This is a genomic window from Pseudomonas sp. HMWF021 (assembly GCF_003061005.1).
GTDB lineage: Bacteria > Pseudomonadota > Gammaproteobacteria > Pseudomonadales > Pseudomonadaceae > Aquipseudomonas.
In genome coordinates this window covers 16767-33255 of record NZ_QAIK01000146.1, presented here as the reverse complement: position 1 = coordinate 33255, position 16489 = coordinate 16767, and the positions used below count along the sequence as shown (strand labels likewise).

Below are 16489 nucleotides of genomic sequence, written 5' to 3'. Positions count from 1 at the left end.
GACCTTCCCGCCGCTGTTCGAGCAGCGTGTACTGGGCGACGGCATTCGGCCGCTGGGGGACATTTTCATCAATCACGGTGCTTTGAGCCCGAGCTTCATCGCCCAGGTGTTCAGCAGCAGCGATGGAAGCGGTGACGGCAGCGGGCACGGCTTCCTCGGTTTCGGTGGCGGTGACGGCGGAGTCTTCGCCAGCAGTACGCTGTCGAGCCTGTTCCACCAGAACGGCGGCGCCGAGTGGGAGGCGCTGAACGCTTTCGGCAGTCACTCGCTCAAGGGCGGTGACATTTCCCAGGGGCTGCGCGGGGTATTTGGCGCGCCGACCCTCGGGCAGCAATTGCAGCAACTCAAGGACAGCGAGCAGCACCGGGTCGAAGACCTGGCAGCGGCATTGCGCCAGGTCGGCATCAGCGAAATGCAGGCCTGAACACACAACTACTCAACATGGTGCGGCACCTAGGGGCGATCCAGGGATGAAGAAAAGTCAGAAGTTGTTCGGCGCCAGCCTGCTGGCGCTGGCGGTCAGCGGATGTGCAGTGACCAGTGAACCGATCGAACGCAGCGTCAGTGAACAGCGGGCCAAAACCGACCTGCAGAGCATGTACAAGGATCAGGAGCCGCTGCGTGGCCCGCTGACCCTGCATCAGGCCATGGCCCGCGCGGTGAAATACAACCTCGAAGGCCGCCTGAAGATCATGGAGGAAGCGCTGGCCAAGCGGCAGCTCGACCTCGCCAGTTTCGACATGCTGCCGCGCATGGCGCTGGACGCCGGTTACGTCGGGCGCAACAACGTCAACGCCTCCAGCAGCCAGAGCGTGCGCACCGGCACCCAGTCTCTGGAACCCTCGACCTCGCAGGACCGCGACCGTGATGTCGCCGACCTGACCATGGTCTGGAACGTCCTCGACTTCGGCGTCAGCTACATCAGTGCCAAGCAGCAGGGCGACCAGCGCCTGATCGTGCAGGAACGCCGGCGCAAGGTGATCAACACCATCGTGCAGGACGTACGCTCGGCCTATTGGCGCGCGATGGCTGCCGAACGTCTGCTCAAGCAGATCGACAGCCTGATGGCGCGGGTCGACACCGCCCGGCGTGACAGCCAGAGCCTGAGCGATCAGCGCATCGGCGACCCGGTGCAGGCACTTGGTTACCAGCGCTCGCTGATCGAAGCCACGCGACAACTGGAAGAACAGCGCCGCGCCTTGTCGCTGGCGAAAACCGAATTGGCGACACTGATCAACCTGCCGCTGGGCACCAACCTGACGCTGGCGACCGATGACGGTTATCAGATTCCCGAACTCAAGGTCGCCATGGCCAAACTCGAGCAGGAAGCGTTGACCAGCCGCCCAGAACTGCGCGAGCAGGATTACCAGAGCCGCATCAGTGCCGCCGAAACCCGCAAGGCGATGTTGCGCCTGTTGCCGGGCCTGGAGTTCTCCGCCGGCGGGCATTACGACAGCAACTCGTTCCTCGTCGAACAGGGCTGGGCCGACTACGGGGTGAAAGTCACCTGGAACCTGTTCAACGTGATTTCCGCACCGGCGGCCATCGACGTCGCCAAGGCGGGTGAGGAAGTCGCTACCGCCCGGCGTCAGGCGATGTCGATCGCGGTGCTGGCGCAGCTGTATGTGGCCAACGCCAACTATCAGGAAGCGCTGCGCCAGTTCAAGACCAATCAGCAGTTGTCGGACATCGACGGGCAGATCGTCGGCCAGTTGCGCAATCGGCATCAGGCCGCCGGTATCGGTGAACTTGAACTGATTCAGGGCGAGCTGAACAACCTGCAAGCGGACCTGCGCCGTGACTTGTCGTATGCCGATCTGCGCAACGCCTACGGGCAAATCTTCGCCAGTGCCGGCCTCGATCCGCTGCCGGATCAGGTGCAATCCACCGAAGTGCAGTCGATCGCCACGGCGTTGGCCAACCGCGAGTCCGCGTGGGCGTCGGGGGATATCTCTGTGCCCGTGGTGGCGCATGCCGCTGCCCGATAATCTGCTGGCGCCCGTCGCCAGCATCAGCCGCTTGCAACGCGAGGCCCGCAACGGCCATCGCGGTACGGCGATTCTGCTCACCGGTCTGCCGGCGGCGGGCAAATCGACGCTGGCTCAGGCGCTGCACGCCGAGTTGTTCGCCCGTGGCGTGCAGAGCGTGGTCCTCGATGGCGACGGTTTACGGGGCGGACTCAACCGCGATCTGGGGTTCAGCGACGCCGATCGCCTGGAGAACATCCGCCGTGCCAGCGAGCTGGCAGCGCTGCTGGTGGAGAACGGGCAGGTCGTGATTCTGGCGATGATCGCGCCGTTGCTGGAGCTGCGCGAAGTGTTCGCCCAGCGTTTGGGTGATGACTATCGCGAAGTCTGGTGCAGCGCATCGCTGGCGGTGTGCGAACAGCGTGATCCGAAGGGGCATTACGCCCGCGCACGGCGTGGCGAAATGGCCGGTTTCACCGGGGTTTCGGCACCCTATGAGCCACCTGTGCAGGCTTCACTGGTGCTCGACACCGGCATGCACACAGTGGATGCCTGTCTGGATCGGCTGCTGACCTGGCTTGGCGAATGCGCGGTGTTGCCCAAGGCATGAGCCGCCCGGTCTGTTCACGTCTGCCGGTGGCGGTGGATTTGCCGCTGCTGTTGCAGGCGCTGCAGGCGATTGCCGAAGAGGCATGGCGCGGCCACTTCAACACGGATTACTTCACCGGCGACTGGAGCGGCGTGGCACTGATTTCGGCCGCCGATGCGCTGACCGAGTTATCGCCCGGGCGCGGCGAAACGCTAAAGCGCACACCCTGGCTGCACGATGAACGCTGGCGGTTGGGGCTGCGCGATCTGACGCTGGATATCGTCAGTGCGCGCCTGTTGCGTCTGGGGCCGGGCGGGCGAATTCATGAGCATCGTGATTACGACCTGGATGGGCCGGATGCCGATCTGCGCCTGCATATTCCGTTGCTCAGCCCACCTGCTGTGGATTTCTGGCTCGATGGTCAACGCGTGCCGATGGCGGCGGGGGAGTGCTGGTTTCTCGATCTTGCTCGTGCGCATCGGGTGGATAACTTCGATACCTGCGCGCGGATTCATCTGGTGCTCGATTGCCGGCCCGGGGCCTGGCTCACGCAGAAGATTGCCGAAGGTTTGCGCGACACTCCTGCAACGCAACCGGCCGACTCGGCGTTACAGCAATTCCAGCGACGGGTTGCAGGTGATGCAGCGTTGGCGGCGACTCTGCAGCACATGACGGACCCCGAAATATTTATCGAGCGCACTCTGGAGCTGGCCGCCGAACACGGCTTGCCATTCTCCCGCGAAGAACTGCGCGCCGCGATGCGCAACGGTCGTCGGCAATGGAACGAACAATGGAAAGGCTGAACTTCGACGGCTGGCTGCCGATCCGGATCTGGCCGCTGGCGGGGCAGTGGCAAGTCGACTGGTGCTGGTTTGGTGACACGCCACTGCATCAGCCTTTTTTTCGTGATGCTGTCGAAGAGGCGCTGCGGTTACCGTTCAATCAGGCGTTTCGCCGGCAGACACCGCTGTCGGTGCTGACCGAGTGGCAAGCGCAAAGTCCGGGGTTGACCCCGAGTGCCTTTATCCTGCACGCCTCGCGTTGCGGTTCGACATTGATCAGCCAGATGCTGGCGCGGCTCGACGACCACATCGTGGTCTCGGAGCCACCGCCGCTTGATGCGCTTTTGCGAGGTGAGCTGCCCGAAGCCGAGCGGCGGGCAGCGATCAGTGGATTACTCTCGGCCTACGGTCAACGTCGACGCGGTATCGAGCAGCGGCTGGTGATCAAGCTCGATGCCTGGAACATCGGCGAATGGCCGCTGTTGCAGGCATGCTTTCCCGATACGCCGTGGCTGTTCGTGTATCGCGATCCACTGGAAATCGCCGTGTCGCACGTGCGCCGTCCGGGGATGCACATGGTGTCGGGGATGCTTGGTAATTGTGTGCTCGACGATGGTTTGCCGTTTACCGGAAGCGAAGATTTCATCGCACGACGTCTGGGGCGGTTGCTGGCGTCGGCTTATCTGCATTGCCGTAAGGGTGATGGACGGCTGGTGAACTACAGCGAGTTGCCCGAGGCCATGGCCGGACGATTGGCGAAGTTTTTTCGCTTGAATGTCGAGCAATGTCAGCAGGTGTTGGCGGCGACGGTGCAGCACGCCAAGCAGCCGTCCCAGCGTTTTGTCGCCGATGGCGAAGACAAGCGTCGCGAGGCTTCGCCGTGGTTGCGCGAACGGGTTCGGCAATGTGCCCAGGATGCCTTTATGAATCTTGAGTTGCTGCGCAACGCTTGAAAGATCGCAGCCTTCGGCAGCTCCTACATCGGTTATGCGTAAACCCTGTAGGAGCTGCCGCAGGCTGCGATCTTTCGCTGTCAGGATTTTCCCGACAGATCCGCCATCCCCTTGAGCAACTCGATGGGCAACGGAAAGACGATCGTCGAGCTCTTGTCGCCGGCAATCGAACTCAGGGTCTGCATGTAGCGCAACTGCATGGCACCGGGCTGACGGCCGAGCATTTCGGCGGCCTGCATGAGTTTTTCCGAAGCCTGCAATTCGCCTTCGGCGTGAATCACCTTGGCCCGCCGTTCCCGTTCGGCTTCGGCCTGTTTGGCAATGGCGCGCACCATCGACTCGTTGAGGTCGACGTGCTTGATCTCGACGTTGGCCACCTTGATGCCCCAGGCGTCGGTCTGCGCGTCGAGTACCTGCTGGATGTCGATGTTCAATTGCTCGCGCTCGGCCAGCAGTTCATCCAGCTCATGTTTGCCGAGCACCGCGCGCAGGGTGGTCTGCGCCAGTTGGCTGGTGGCCGAGAGAAAGTCTTCGACCTGAATGATCGCCTTCTGTGGGTCGAGCACGCGGAAGTACAGCACCGCGTTGACCTTCACCGAAACGTTGTCGCGGGTGATCACGTCCTGCGGCGGCACGTCGAGCACCACGGTGCGCAGATCGACCCGAACCATCTGCTGCACCACCGGAATCAGCAGAATCAGCCCCGGCCCCTTGACCTGCCAGAAGCGTCCGAGCTGAAACACCACGCCGCGCTCGTATTCACGCAGGATGCGGAACGTCGACCCGGCCAGGGCGATCACCAACAGCAGCAGTGCAACAAAACCGATTTGCAGACCCATGATCACTCTCCGTGTCGCACCGCGTCAGTCGCGGCGACTTTCAGCAATAAGCCATTTCGCCCGACCACGCGTACCGATTGCCCGGTGTGCAGCGGTGTCGCGCTGTGCACTTGCCACTGTTCACCCTGCAATTGCACAAAGCCGCTGTGGGCGTTTTGCGCTTGCACGGTGGTCACCGCCGTCACGCTGCCGACCAGCCCGGCATCGCCGCTGACCGCATGGCGGGGGCGGGTTTTCAGGGCGCGGACGATCAGCGCGATCAGCAGCAGGGCGCTGATCAGGCCAAGGCCGATGATCATCGGCACGGGCAACTCGGCGTTGCCCAGAATCAGCGCGCCGATCACGAACATGATGATCCCGCCCAGGCCGATCACGCCGTAGTTGGGCAGCACGGCTTCGGCGATCAGAAACGCAATGCCGAGGGTGATCAGCCACAGGCCGACCGGATTGACCGCCGTCAGCGGGACGTCAGCCGCAAGGACCGAGCCGCTGGCCAGCAGTATCAGGAAAAACAAACAACATCGGCTGTTCACGTGACCCTCCGGGAGAGTCATGGGTGGGTTCATTAAGTCTAGTTGAGCCTGACGCTGGATGAATTTTGATCAATGAGCGGATGTGTCCAGTGAGCGGATTTCCCTTCGCCAGCGGCTTGCCGAACTAGACTCAGCAGAACAGGCACAACGTTCCGCGAGACACCGAGGTGCAGCATGCGTATGGCAAAAAAAGTGCAGAGCAGCCTGAGCCGGGCGCACTGCGAATATGACGTCGTGGCCCACCGCCACTCGGCCAGCAGCCTGGAAACCGCTCGGGTTAGCGGGGTGCCCGCCGAGCGCGTAGCCAAGTCGGTGATTCTCGACGACCACCACGGGCATTACCTGATGGCCGTGCTGCCGGCCAGTCGGCACCTGGACTTGAGCAAGGTGCGCAACAGCGGCGAATGGCAGATCACCCGGGAAAGCAATCTGGCGCATATCTTCGATGACTGCGAACGCGGTGCGGTGCCACCGCTGGGTGATTCCTACGGGCTGGACATGGTCATCGATCCGCTGCTGACCCGGCAGAAGGATATCTACCTGGAAGCCGGCAACCACAACTACCTGCTGCACATGAGCATGCCCGAGTTTCTGAAAATGGTGCCGCATGCGCAGGTGCGGGAGTTGAGTCAGTAGGATTTGCAGCGCTCTTGCCGACGCCTTCGCGAGCAGGCTCGCTTCCACAGGTTGAACGCGTTCCCCTGTGGGAGCGAGCCTGCTCGCGAATAATCTCCTACCCACCGCATTCTTGAAGGAGTACTCCATGGAACAGCCCACCCACAGTCTCCCGTCCCTGTTCAAACAACTGGGACTGGACAGCGACCCGACCAGCATCGACCAATTCATCGCCACCCATTCCCCGCTCAAACCCGAACTGCACCTGGCGGACGCGTTTTTCTGGAGCAAAAGTCAGGCGGATTTCTTGCGCGGCGAGATTCTTGATGATGCGGATTGGGCGGAAGTGGTGGATCAGTTGAATGTGCTGTTGCGCAAGGGGCGGGAAGGATGACCGCTATTTTGGGAAAGGCCACATCTGGGCGGTATGAACAATCGCCATGATCCAGACCACCTCTCGATCCAGTTGGTAAACGAGACGATAGCTGGGGTGCGGAATAATCTCTCGAGTACCAGCAATAACGCCGACAGGGCCAACTTCGGGGTGGTGGGAGATTCGGGATACCGCTTCAGTGAAGCGGCGATCCATTTCGAGGGCTGCTTTTGGGTTTACGGTGTGGAGGTAATCCCAGATTTTTTCACGATCCTGTACGGCATTTTTAGTCCAGATAATCTTCATCCTTGATTGTCTGCCCGCCTGCGCCTGGCGGCGAATTGTGCTTCAACTTCCTCGTCGGAAAAAACCTCGCCGGCGGCTATTGAGGCTCGCGCAAGCTCGACCTTTCGCTGCAAAAACATCTCGTACTCGCGCGCTTCCCTTTGAGTCTGAACAAACTGCCGCATCATTTCGCGCACGATCTGTGAGGCAGGACGATGCGAGGCCTCGGCTTCGGCCATGAACTGCTCACGCAGCTCGGGCTCAAGCTTCATCGTAAAAACCGCCTGTTTTGACATTGCAATGCTCCTTCTTAAAGGTGATGTACTTACGCGGTATATACATCGTAATTCCCTGATTAGGAACCGAGTGATGCTCGGCGCGACCAACGGGCAGATTTGTTTCAAAACTTGACTGAAATTCCCCGTCAATGCGATATTGATAGTTAGCAAACTAACAGTGTGCATTTTCCCGTGCCCGATTCCCTCGACGCTCTCCAGATGAACATCAGCAGTGCCATGGTGGTGGCCGCCAGGCATTGGCGGAAGATCTGCCAGACCACGCTGGTCAACTACGGCATCTCCGAAGCCTGCGCCGTGCCGTTGTTGATGATCGGGCGGTTGGGCGAGGGCGTGCGTCAGGTGCAAGTGGCGCAGGCGGCCGGGATGGAGAGTCCGTCGCTGGTACGTCTGCTTGATCAGTTGTGCCACGCCGGCTACGTCTGCCGCACCGAAGATGCGCAGGATCGTCGGGCCAAGTGCCTGAGCCTGACCGACACCGGCCGTGAACTGGTGCAAGCGGTGGAGATCGAACTGGTGCGTCTGCGTCATGAAGTGCTCGAAGGCATCGACCAGAGTGATCTGGAGGCTACGCTTCGGGTACTGCGAGCTTTTGAGGCGGCCAATCCGCCTGTGGTGATCAATTCTTGAACGGTTTTTTCTCCGGCATTCCTCCGGCCCGGGACTGGTTCTACGGGGGCCGTACCTTTGCAGCGTCGATGATCGCGCTGTACATCGCCTTGCTCATGCAAATGCCGCGTCCGTATTGGGCGATGGCCACGGTGTATATCGTCTCCAGTCCGTTTCTCGGCCCGACCAGTTCCAAGGCTTTGTACCGCGCCATCGGCACCTTCCTCGGCGCGGCGGCGGCGGTGCTGTTCGTGCCGATGTTCGTGCAGAGTCCGTATGTGCTGGTGGTGGTGATTGCCTTGTGGACAGGGATTCTGCTGTTCCTCTCGCTGCACCTGCGCACCGCCAATAACTACGCGCTGATGCTGGCCGGCTACACCCTGCCGCTGATTGCCTTGCCGACCGTGGACAACCCGCTGGCGGTATGGGACGTGGCGGAAGCGCGCACCGAAGAAATTTTTCTCGGCATCGCCGTGGCGGCGGTGGTCGGCGCGATGTTCTGGCCACGGCGTCTGGCGCCAGTATTCAACGATGCGGTGGGCAAGTGGTTCGCCGATGCCACGACCTACAGCCTGAAATTTCTCAGCCGCGATGTGCAGCCAGAAGAGGTCACGGCCCTGCGCATGGCCATGGTCGCCAGTTTCAACAGCCTGGAATTGATGATCGGCCAGTTGCCCCACGAAGGCGCCCGGCCGCAAACCGTGCGCAACACCAAGGAACTGCGCGGGCGGATGATCCACCTGCTGCCGGTGATCGACGCGCTGGAAGACTCGCTCTATGCCCTCGAACGGCGTACGCCGGAGCTGGTGGAGAAATTCGCGCCGCTGCTGACCGCGACCCAGGAGTGGCTCGGCCATAACGACGCCGATCTGGCGCGTTGGCAGGCCCTCAAGGATCAGCTCCAGGCCCTGCAGCCGAGCTGCGAGGCGCTGGAAGATCGCAAGCAGTTGCTGTTCTCCAACTCGGTTTATCGCCTCGGTGAGTTCATCGATTTGTGGCAGGACTGCCGCAGCCTGCAGGACGCGATTCTCTGCGAGCGTCAGGACAGCTGGCGCGCTGTGTACCGGCACTGGCGCCTTGGGCGGCTGACGCCGTTTCTCGACCGCGGGATGATGCTGTATTCGGTGGCCTCGACCATTCTGGCGATCATCGTCGCCTCGGTGTTGTGGATTCTGCTCGGCTGGCCGGACGGCGGCAGCGCGGTGATTCTGGCGGCGGTAGCGTGCAGTTTCTTCGCCTCGATGGACGATCCGGCGCCGCAGATCTACCGGTTCTTTTTCTGGACCGGAATGTCGGTGCTGTTCGCCAGTCTCTACCTGTTTCTGATTTTGCCGAACCTGCACGATTTTCCGATGCTGGTGCTGGCCTTTGCGATTCCGTTCATCTGCGTCGGCACCCTGACGGTACAGCCGCGGTTCTACCTCGGCATGCTCCTGACGCTGGTCAACACCTCGTCGTTCATCAGCATTCAGGGCGCCTACGACGCGGACTTCTTCGCCTTTGTGAACTCCAATCTGGCCGGCCCGATGGGCTTGCTGTTCGCGTTCATCTGGACCCTGATCGCCCGTCCGTTTGGTGTCGAGCTGGCGGCCAAGCGCCTGACCCGCTTCAGCTGGAAAGACATCGTGCACATGACCGAGCCGGCCAACCTCGCCGAGCACCGGCAACTGGGCGTGCAACTGCTCGACCGTCTGATGCAGCATCTGCCGCGTCTGGCCATGACCGGTCAGGACACCGGCATTGCCATGCGTGAAGTGCGCGTCGGCCTCAACCTGCTCGATCTGCTGGCCTATACCCCGCGAGTGGAAGGCGCGCCGAATGCCCTGCTGCAACAAGTAGTGGCTGAGGTCGGCGAGTATTTCCGCGCTTGCCTCAAGGCCGGCGAACGCCTGCCGGCACCGAGCCCGCTACTGATGACCATGGACCGTGCGCGCCGCGCCCTCAAAGGTCACGGCGACGAAGAAACCCGGCTAAACCTGTTGCATGCCCTGAGCGGTTTGCGTCTGGCGCTGTTGCCCGGCGTGGAATTTGTCAGCACGGGCGATGCCGAAGAACCGCTGCCCGATGGAGCGCCCCTATGATCGGTGATCTGGATATCAGCGGCATTTTCCTGCCGACCCTGCTGGTGTTGATGGGCATCACCTATGTGTTGTTTGTGCTGGTGCACGGCGTGCTCACGCGCCTGCACTTTTACCGTCTGGTCTGGCACCGGGCATTGTTCAACGTGGCCCTCTACGCCGTGATGCTGTACGGCGTGGACTCACTCAGTCGATACCTGATGACATGAAAAAACCGTTTCTGACCATCGGTCGCGTGGTCCTGACCCTGCTGATCGTGACTTTTGCCGTCGTCCTCGTCTGGCGCATGGTGATGTATTACATGTTTGCGCCGTGGACCCGCGACGGCCACATCCGCGCCGACATCATCCAGATCGCTCCGGACGTGTCCGGGCTGATCCAGCAGGTCGAGGTCAAGGACAACCAGTTGATCAAGCGCGGTCAGGTGCTGTTCAGCATCGATCAGGACCGCTTCAAACTGGCCCTGCGTCAGGCTAAAGCGGCGGTTGCCGATCGCGAGGAAACACTGGCTCAAGCCCAGCGCGAAGCCAAGCGTAACCGTGGCCTGGGCAACCTAGTGCCGGCCGAACAACTGGAAGAAAGCCAGTCGAAAGTCGCCCGGGCGCAATCGGCCCTGGCCGAAGCGCTGGTGACGGTGGACAGCGCGCAGCTCAATCTTGATCGCTCGGTGATCCGCAGCCCGGTGGACGGCTACGTCAACGACCGTGCGCCGCGGGTGCAGGAGTTCGTTACCGCCGGGCGTCCGGTGCTGTCGGTAGTCGACAGCAATTCTTTCCACATCGACGGTTATTTCGAAGAAACCAAACTCGACGGCATTCATGTCGGCCAGTCGGTGGATATCCGCGTCATCGGTGATAAAGCCAGGCTGCGCGGGCATGTCGAAAGCATCGTCGCCGGTATCGAAGACCGTGACCGCACCAGCGGCAACAACCTGCTGCCCAACGTCAACCCGGCGTTCAGCTGGGTGCGCCTGGCGCAGCGGATTCCGGTGCGCATCGCCTTTGACGAGGTGCCGGAAGATTTCCGCATGATCGCCGGGCGGACCGCGACCGTGTCGATTATCGACGATCAGCCCCGCGACGACCGCAAACAGGAGCCCGCGCAATGAACAGGCTCCTGATGATCGCCGGGCTGGGCATGATGCTCTCGGCGTGTCAGATGGTCGGGCCGGACTATCACCTGCCCGCTGACGCAGCGGTGCAGCGCAAGGATTTTCAGGGCGAGTTGGCGGTGGACGGCAAACCGGTGGTGTCGGCGCCGGTGCCGGCGGACTGGTGGCGGCTGTATAAGGACCCGCGTCTGGACCAACTGGTGCAGCAGGCCATGGCCTCCAACACCGACTTGCGCGTGGCGGCGGCCAACCTGTCGCGGGCGCGCGCCCAGGTCGATGAAGCCGAAGCGGCCGGTGGCTGGAGCGGCGGCGTGAAGATGGGCGCCCAGCGCTTGCAGGAATCCGGTCAGGCGTTTTTGCTGCCGGAAAAAGTCCCGGTGGCCAACGTCGCTGACATCGGTATCAGCGCGTCTTACCAGTTCGATCTGTGGGGCACGTTGCAACGCGGGATCGAAGCGGCGAAAGCCAACGCCGATGCCACGCAAGCAGCCGCCGACACCGCGCGCATCACCCTGGTGGCGGACGTGGTGCGCGCCTACACCCAGGTGTGTGCGGCGAACGAAGAACGGGAAATCGCCCAGCACTCCCTCGACCTGCAATCGCAAGGCACCACCCTGATCCAGCGCCTGCGCGATGCCGGGCGTGGCGATGAAACCCAGGTCACCCGTTCGCAAACCCAATTCAAGTCGTTGCGCGCCGACATGCCGCGCTACGAAGCGGCGCGTCAGGCCGGGCTGTTCCGCCTGTCGATGCTGCTGGCGAAACCGGTCGAGCAATTGCCGGCCGGCACCGCCACCTGCGCCGAACTGCCGAAAATCGCCCAACTGGTGCCAGTGGGCGACGGTGCGGCGCTGCTCAAGCGCCGTCCCGATGTGCGGCAGGCCGAGCGTCGTCTGGCGGCCGCGACAGCGGGGATCGGCATTGCCACGGGCGAGTTGTACCCGGACATCAGCATTGGTGCGACCATCGGCACCGTCGGCATCGTTTCCGACCTTGGCGATCCGTCGACCAACCGCTGGGGCTTCGGCCCGTCGCTGAGCTGGAAAGTGCCGACCAACGGCGCCCGCGCACGGATCCGCGAAGCTGAAGCCAACACACAGGGCGCACTGGCGCATTTCGATGGCGTGGTGCTCAACGCCATCCGCGAAACCCAGACCGGCCTGGCCCAGTACAGCGCGCTGCTGCAACGCCGCGACGCCCTGGCCGATGCCGAGCAGTCGGCGAAACTGGCGGCGGACCAGACCCACCGCTTCTTCCAGGCCGGCCGCGAGTCGTTCCTCGCCGACCTGCAGGCGACCCGCACCTACACCGACGTCACCGCGCAACTGGCCGCCGCCAACACCCAGGTCGCCATGAGCCAGATCGATTTGTTCCTCGCCCTGGGTGGCGGCTGGGAAAGCGGACGAACGCACGCTCCAACCGCCAGCAAACCCTGAGGCCGTTGCTATGCTTTGAAGTGTTGAAAGGGCGCCCCGAGCAAAGCGCCCTTTCAGCGCACATTGCTAGCGCTGGTCTAGGGGAAACCAATAATGAAAAACCCTTACGCTCTCGGCTTCTGGTGCGCCCTGGTAGCGCTGGTGCTGCTCTCGGCCACCTATTTCTACGGCATCATGCTGGCCCACCAGATCGACAAGGCCATGGTCTTCCTCGACAGTGCCACGGCGTTGATCGCGGTGATGGCAATCGTGGTGGTGGCCTGGGCGTCGGTCCAGGTGCAGCGCGTCAAAAAAAGACAACTTGAACAAGGCAAGACCCTGGTGCTGATCTGGGACACCAAAGTCGCCCTGCGCCGGGTCGAAACCGTGTTCGATCGCTACTTCTGGGGCAGCTACTGGCAGCCGGGACGCACCTTCGCCGAAGTCATGGGCGAACTCACCGGCACGCCGCTGGAAAAAAGTCTCGAAGCCCTCAAGAAACAGTGCCTGGAACTCGACAAGCAGATTGCCGACGAAGGCTGGCACTGGCTCAACAATGCCCGCGAACTGTCGGATGTCGCCACGGCCATGGCCCGCGAGCGTTATCAGCTGGATTTCTGCGACCCCCGGGCGGATGGGCCGGGCGGGGCGGTGATCGATCGGGATTTTGAAGTGCTGGTGTATACGTGGACGGCGCGGTTGAAGAGCTTTGATCATCAGTTGGATGAGATCGAGGTCCAGTATTCCTGAAAAGCAAAAGATCGCAGCCTTCGGCAGCTCCTACAAAGGAATGCGTTCCCTGTAGGAGCTGCCGAAGGCTGCGATCTTTTTGCTTTTGCGCGTGTCCATAGACACTCTTTAACCTTTAAACATTGGGCCGCCTCGTGCTGCCAGTGCTAATCTCCACCGCTAATTTCAGCGGAGTCGAGCCGCAACCCGGTCACGGGTTCAGGGAAGACGACCACCTTTCAGCCACGGACATTGATCAGGTCATTCATGAATAAATCAGCAGGCGTGCTTCTCGGAATTGTTGTTGCCATCGGCGCCATCAGCGCCGGCGGGGCCTGGTACACCGGGACCAAGATTGAAGGCGTGCTGAACAACGCCGTCACCAATGCCAACAAAGAGCTGCAGACCGCGATGGCCGGCTCCAATGGCACCGCGTCGCTGGAACTGGTGTCGCTGGAGCGTCACACCTTCACCAGCACCGCGCACTACCGCCTCAAGGGTGAGGGCGAGATGTTCGGCGACCAGCCGGTCGAGTTGCTGTTCGTCGACCACATCGAGCACGGCCCGCTGCCGTTCTCGCGTCTGGTGTCGCTGAAGTGGCTGCCGGTCATGGCCACCAGCAATTACGAGCTGGAAAAGAGCCCGGCCACCGAAAAGTGGTTTGCCGCCACCAAGGGCGCCGCGCCGCTCAAGGGCGTGACCAACATAGGCTACGACGAATCCACCACCAGCAGCCTCGAGTTGCTGCCGCTGGAAACCGCGCTGGACGAGCAGTCGAGCCTTAAATTCTCCGGCCTGACCATGAACATTTCCGCCAGTGCCCAGGCGCAGAAGGTCAAGGCTGACGGCTACATGGACAACCTGAAACTGGTCACCGTGGCCCAGGACCAGGACCAGGCGCCGGTGCAGGTCGAACTCAACGGTCTGACCCTGGCCAGCAACCTCGCCAAGAGCAGCTATGGCTACTACACCGGGGAAAACACCCTGGAGCTGACCAACAGCAAAACCACCTTCGGGCCCAAGCAGTCGGTGCTCGGCGTGAAGAACTTCGAAATGAAGAATCTCACTGAAGAGAGCGGCAGCAATGCCTCGGGCCGCGCTGACTACAAGGTCGGCGAGGTCACCCTCAACGACAAGAAAATCGGTTCGGCCAACATGGCCATGAGCCTGAAGAACCTCGACATCCCGTCGACAATGTCGCTGATGCAGATCTACCAGACCAAATTGCAGCCGTACGAGAAGGAAGCGGCGGCCGCTGCCGAAGCCGGCCTGCCCGCGCCGGAGCTGAACCTGACGGAAGCCGAGTCGGCACAGGTCAAGGCTGACCTGCAGAAACTGCTGGCCGCCAGCCCACAGATCGCGCTGGAAAACCTGTCGCTGAAAACCGCCAACGGCGAAAGCCGTGCGAGTCTGGTGATTGATCTGACCAAACCGCAGTCGATGGACCTGCCGCCGGATCAACTGGGCAAGCAATTGATCGCGCTGCTGGACCTGAACATTCAGGTGTCCAAGCCGATGCTGATCGATCTGCTCAGCGTGCAGGCGCAGCTCGACGGTCAGACTGACGCCAAAGCCATCGTTGATCAGGCCAGCGCCGGTGCCGACATGTTCTCCGGCATGGCGGTTGGTTCGCAGTTGGCGACTCTCGATGGCACCAATGTCGTGACCAAGCTGCATTACGCTGCCAATCAGGTGGAATTCAACGGCCAGAAGATGACCGTTGAGCAGTTCGTCGGCTTCCTGATGAGCAAGTTCGCTGGCGTCACGCAAGTGCAGTAATCCTGCGCTCTAAATAGCAACGCCCGGCCTCTGGATTCGCGGACGCCGGGCGTTTTGCTGTCTGGCGTTCGGGTTTTCCATTGAGCCGGCGCCACGATTCTGAACAATTATTGCGTTCCGAATATTCGACTACGCTTGCATGCAAGACTGCCTGACTAAGCTTGGCTGGGTCTCTTTGACTCGGTCTCCGTTACGAATGGGCAAGGGGGGCATTGCGACCCGGCTGGCCATGTAAGGATGCTGACGAATGCCGCGTATTGATGGTCCTGTTTTACATCGTGGTTTACGCCCGTTGTTTCGCGTTGCGCTGTGCAGCCAGTTGCTCTGGCCGGCGCTGGCGTTTGCCGATACACCCTATGATCAGATGGTGCGTGATGCCCGGGCCGGGCAGACCACGCCGGCACTGAACGTGCTGCGCCAGGTGCCGCCCGGGCAGTCGACCACCGGGCAGATCAGCGATCACCTGCAAATCGCCAGTTGGGCCGGTCTCGACGCCGAGGTGGTGCAGGTCTATGAAACCCAGGGCCGTGACCGGGTGCTGCCGGTGCAGGCACTGACTGCCACCGCCCGCGCCTACCGCAACCTCAAGCGTTGGGATCAGGCGACCCAGGTCTACAACAAGGCCCTGGCACTGGAGCCGGACAACGCCGACCTGCAACTGGGCCTGGCCCTGACTCAGGCGGACTCGGGCAAACCCGACGAAGCCGTGACCCGTGCCAAGGCTCTGGTCGCCGCCAAACCGGACGACCCTTCGCGCCGCCTCGCACTGGGCTACGCCCTGACCCGTGCCGGCAAGCAGTACGACGCACTGTTCGAATACGATCAGGCGTTCATTCGCGCCGGCAGCAAGCCGGACGTTGCCCGTGAATATGTGGTCGCCCTGCAAAAGGCGCGTCTGCCGGAACCGGCATTGCGTCTGGCGAACCAACGTCCCGGGCTGATCGACCCGGTCACCCTGCGCCGCCTCGAAGGCGATCTGGCTGCCGAGCGTGTGCGTCTCGCCGAATTTGCCACCCGCAGTGAAAAAGAACGCTACGTGATCGCCGACCGCGCGTTGGCCGATTACGACAAACTGCTCGCCACCTGGACCCCCGACGCCAGCGCTCACGACGACGTGGTGCGCTGGCGCATCGACCGCATGGGCGCGCTCAAGGCCCGGGCGCGTACTGCCGAGGTCATCAGCGAATATCAAAAGCTGCAGGGTCAAGGGGTAAAAATTCCGACCTACGCCCTGCGCTGGGTGGCGGCGTCCTACCTGGATCAGCGCCAGCCGGAAATCTCCACCGATCTGTATCGCCAGGTGCTGTCGGCACCGGATGCCGATGCCGGTGATCGTCTCGAAGACACCACCGCGTTGTATTACTCGCTGCTGGAAAGCGACCGCGCCGATGAGGCGCGCAAACTCGCCGAGGATCTGGCCAAGAGCCAGAAGCCGCGGATCGAACTCAAGGGCCTGCCCATCGGCAACCCCAACGACGAATGGATGGACGCCCAGCAGCTCGCGGCGCAGGCCGGCACCTACGGCTCCGACTTGCC

Annotated in this window: 18 protein-coding genes and 1 pseudogene; 15 read left to right on the top strand and 4 right to left on the bottom strand. The window is 62.1% G+C overall.

All coding sequences use genetic code 11. The features are described 5' to 3' along the window. The 5 genes and pseudogenes from DBR18_RS29620 to DBR18_RS20935 form a co-directional block, all read left to right on the top strand. Nucleotides 1–424, top strand: a pseudogene (locus DBR18_RS29620) (glycosyl hydrolase); the annotation flags it as partial. 46 nt (nt 425–470) lie between these two features. After that, nucleotides 471–1988, top strand: coding sequence for a TolC family protein (locus DBR18_RS20950; protein WP_108591745.1), 1518 nt, complete (start codon nt 471–473; stop codon nt 1986–1988). Continuing rightward, entirely contained in the window at nt 1972–2577 is a 606-nt protein-coding gene (cysC, locus tag DBR18_RS20945) for an adenylyl-sulfate kinase (protein WP_108591744.1), read from the top strand. The genes DBR18_RS20950 and cysC overlap by 17 nt, the downstream gene beginning before the upstream one ends. Further along, the gene (locus DBR18_RS20940; protein WP_108591747.1) at nt 2574–3359 is read left to right on the top strand and encodes an aspartyl/asparaginyl beta-hydroxylase domain-containing protein; all 786 of its coding nucleotides are present in this window, start codon (nt 2574–2576) and stop codon (nt 3357–3359) included. The genes cysC and DBR18_RS20940 overlap by 4 nt, the downstream gene beginning before the upstream one ends. After that, nucleotides 3347–4291, top strand: coding sequence for a sulfotransferase family protein (locus DBR18_RS20935; RefSeq protein WP_108591743.1), 945 nt, complete (start codon nt 3347–3349; stop codon nt 4289–4291). Before DBR18_RS20940 ends, DBR18_RS20935 begins: the two co-directional genes overlap by 13 nt. 80 nt (nt 4292–4371) lie before the next feature. On the opposite strand, the gene DBR18_RS20930 is transcribed toward DBR18_RS20935, so the two are convergent. Both DBR18_RS20930 and DBR18_RS20925 read right to left on the bottom strand, forming a co-directional pair. Continuing rightward, nucleotides 4372–5130, bottom strand: coding sequence for a slipin family protein (locus DBR18_RS20930; protein ID WP_003220464.1), 759 nt, complete (start codon nt 5128–5130; stop codon nt 4372–4374). Between the two features lie 2 nt (nt 5131–5132). After that, complete coding sequence (locus DBR18_RS20925; RefSeq protein WP_256588826.1) at nt 5133–5663, bottom strand: NfeD family protein; 531 nt, start codon at nt 5661–5663, stop codon at nt 5133–5135. A 174-nt stretch (nt 5664–5837) separates the two neighbouring features. On the opposite strand from DBR18_RS20925, the gene DBR18_RS20920 reads away from it, so the two are divergent. Both DBR18_RS20920 and DBR18_RS20915 read left to right on the top strand, forming a co-directional pair. Then, the gene (locus tag DBR18_RS20920; RefSeq protein ID WP_108591741.1) at nt 5838–6299 is read left to right on the top strand and encodes an aminoacyl-tRNA deacylase; all 462 of its coding nucleotides are present in this window, start codon (nt 5838–5840) and stop codon (nt 6297–6299) included. Nucleotides 6300–6426: 127 nt separating this feature from the next. Further along, nucleotides 6427–6672 (top strand): DUF2789 domain-containing protein, encoded by a 246-nt coding sequence (locus DBR18_RS20915; protein WP_108591740.1) that lies wholly within the window; start codon nt 6427–6429, stop codon nt 6670–6672. Nucleotides 6673–6675: 3 nt separating this feature from the next. Here the strand turns inward: DBR18_RS20915 and DBR18_RS20910 are convergent, their stop codons facing one another. Continuing rightward, nucleotides 6676–6957 (bottom strand): type II toxin-antitoxin system RelE/ParE family toxin, encoded by a 282-nt coding sequence (locus DBR18_RS20910; protein ID WP_108591739.1) that lies wholly within the window; start codon nt 6955–6957, stop codon nt 6676–6678. After that, nucleotides 6954–7232 (bottom strand): CopG family ribbon-helix-helix protein, encoded by a 279-nt coding sequence (locus DBR18_RS20905; protein ID WP_108591738.1) that lies wholly within the window; start codon nt 7230–7232, stop codon nt 6954–6956. Before DBR18_RS20905 ends, DBR18_RS20910 begins: the two co-directional genes overlap by 4 nt. Nucleotides 7233–7433: 201 nt before the next feature. Between DBR18_RS20905 and DBR18_RS20900 the strand changes: the two genes are divergently transcribed. From DBR18_RS20900 to pgaA, 8 genes are all read left to right on the top strand, one after another. After that, entirely contained in the window at nt 7434–7862 is a 429-nt protein-coding gene (locus DBR18_RS20900; protein ID WP_007961473.1) for a MarR family winged helix-turn-helix transcriptional regulator, read from the top strand. Further along, nucleotides 7859–9922: an FUSC family protein gene (locus DBR18_RS20895; RefSeq protein WP_108591737.1), complete on the top strand. Its 2064-nt coding sequence runs from the start codon at nt 7859–7861 to the stop codon at nt 9920–9922. Before DBR18_RS20900 ends, DBR18_RS20895 begins: the two co-directional genes overlap by 4 nt. Beyond that, on the top strand, nt 9919–10128 hold the full coding sequence (locus tag DBR18_RS20890) for a DUF1656 domain-containing protein (protein WP_007957657.1): 210 nt from the start codon (nt 9919–9921) through the stop codon (nt 10126–10128). Before DBR18_RS20895 ends, DBR18_RS20890 begins: the two co-directional genes overlap by 4 nt. After that, on the top strand, nt 10125–11027 hold the full coding sequence (locus tag DBR18_RS20885; RefSeq protein ID WP_108591736.1) for an HlyD family secretion protein: 903 nt from the start codon (nt 10125–10127) through the stop codon (nt 11025–11027). Before DBR18_RS20890 ends, DBR18_RS20885 begins: the two co-directional genes overlap by 4 nt. After that, complete coding sequence (locus DBR18_RS20880; protein ID WP_108591735.1) at nt 11024–12466, top strand: efflux transporter outer membrane subunit; 1443 nt, start codon at nt 11024–11026, stop codon at nt 12464–12466. The genes DBR18_RS20885 and DBR18_RS20880 overlap by 4 nt, the downstream gene beginning before the upstream one ends. A gap of 93 nt (nt 12467–12559) precedes the next feature. Next, nucleotides 12560–13195: a hypothetical protein gene (locus tag DBR18_RS20875; protein ID WP_047290746.1), complete on the top strand. Its 636-nt coding sequence runs from the start codon at nt 12560–12562 to the stop codon at nt 13193–13195. Between the two features lie 246 nt (nt 13196–13441). After that, nucleotides 13442–14953: a YdgA family protein gene (locus DBR18_RS20870; RefSeq protein WP_108591734.1), complete on the top strand. Its 1512-nt coding sequence runs from the start codon at nt 13442–13444 to the stop codon at nt 14951–14953. Between the two features lie 247 nt (nt 14954–15200). Then, a partial coding sequence (gene pgaA / locus DBR18_RS29615; protein WP_256588829.1) for a poly-beta-1,6 N-acetyl-D-glucosamine export porin PgaA occupies nt 15201–16489 on the top strand: 1289 nt, incomplete at its 3' end.

Coding starts and splice junctions, on each gene's coding strand:
- DBR18_RS20950 (WP_108591745.1), top strand. CDS start 471: ATGAAGAAAAGTCAGAAGTTGTTCGGCGCCAGCCTGCTGGCGCTGGCG.
- cysC (WP_108591744.1), top strand. CDS start 1,972: ATGCCGCTGCCCGATAATCTGCTGGCGCCCGTCGCCAGCATCAGCCGC.
- DBR18_RS20940 (WP_108591747.1), top strand. CDS start 2,574: ATGAGCCGCCCGGTCTGTTCACGTCTGCCGGTGGCGGTGGATTTGCCG.
- DBR18_RS20935 (WP_108591743.1), top strand. CDS start 3,347: ATGGAAAGGCTGAACTTCGACGGCTGGCTGCCGATCCGGATCTGGCCG.
- DBR18_RS20930 (WP_003220464.1), bottom strand. CDS start 5,130: ATGGGTCTGCAAATCGGTTTTGTTGCACTGCTGCTGTTGGTGATCGCC.
- DBR18_RS20920 (WP_108591741.1), top strand. CDS start 5,838: ATGCGTATGGCAAAAAAAGTGCAGAGCAGCCTGAGCCGGGCGCACTGC.
- DBR18_RS20915 (WP_108591740.1), top strand. CDS start 6,427: ATGGAACAGCCCACCCACAGTCTCCCGTCCCTGTTCAAACAACTGGGA.
- DBR18_RS20910 (WP_108591739.1), bottom strand. CDS start 6,957: ATGAAGATTATCTGGACTAAAAATGCCGTACAGGATCGTGAAAAAATC.
- DBR18_RS20905 (WP_108591738.1), bottom strand. CDS start 7,232: ATGTCAAAACAGGCGGTTTTTACGATGAAGCTTGAGCCCGAGCTGCGT.
- DBR18_RS20900 (WP_007961473.1), top strand. CDS start 7,434: ATGAACATCAGCAGTGCCATGGTGGTGGCCGCCAGGCATTGGCGGAAG.
- DBR18_RS20890 (WP_007957657.1), top strand. CDS start 9,919: ATGATCGGTGATCTGGATATCAGCGGCATTTTCCTGCCGACCCTGCTG.
- DBR18_RS20885 (WP_108591736.1), top strand. CDS start 10,125: ATGAAAAAACCGTTTCTGACCATCGGTCGCGTGGTCCTGACCCTGCTG.
- DBR18_RS20880 (WP_108591735.1), top strand. CDS start 11,024: ATGAACAGGCTCCTGATGATCGCCGGGCTGGGCATGATGCTCTCGGCG.
- DBR18_RS20875 (WP_047290746.1), top strand. CDS start 12,560: ATGAAAAACCCTTACGCTCTCGGCTTCTGGTGCGCCCTGGTAGCGCTG.
- DBR18_RS20870 (WP_108591734.1), top strand. CDS start 13,442: ATGAATAAATCAGCAGGCGTGCTTCTCGGAATTGTTGTTGCCATCGGC.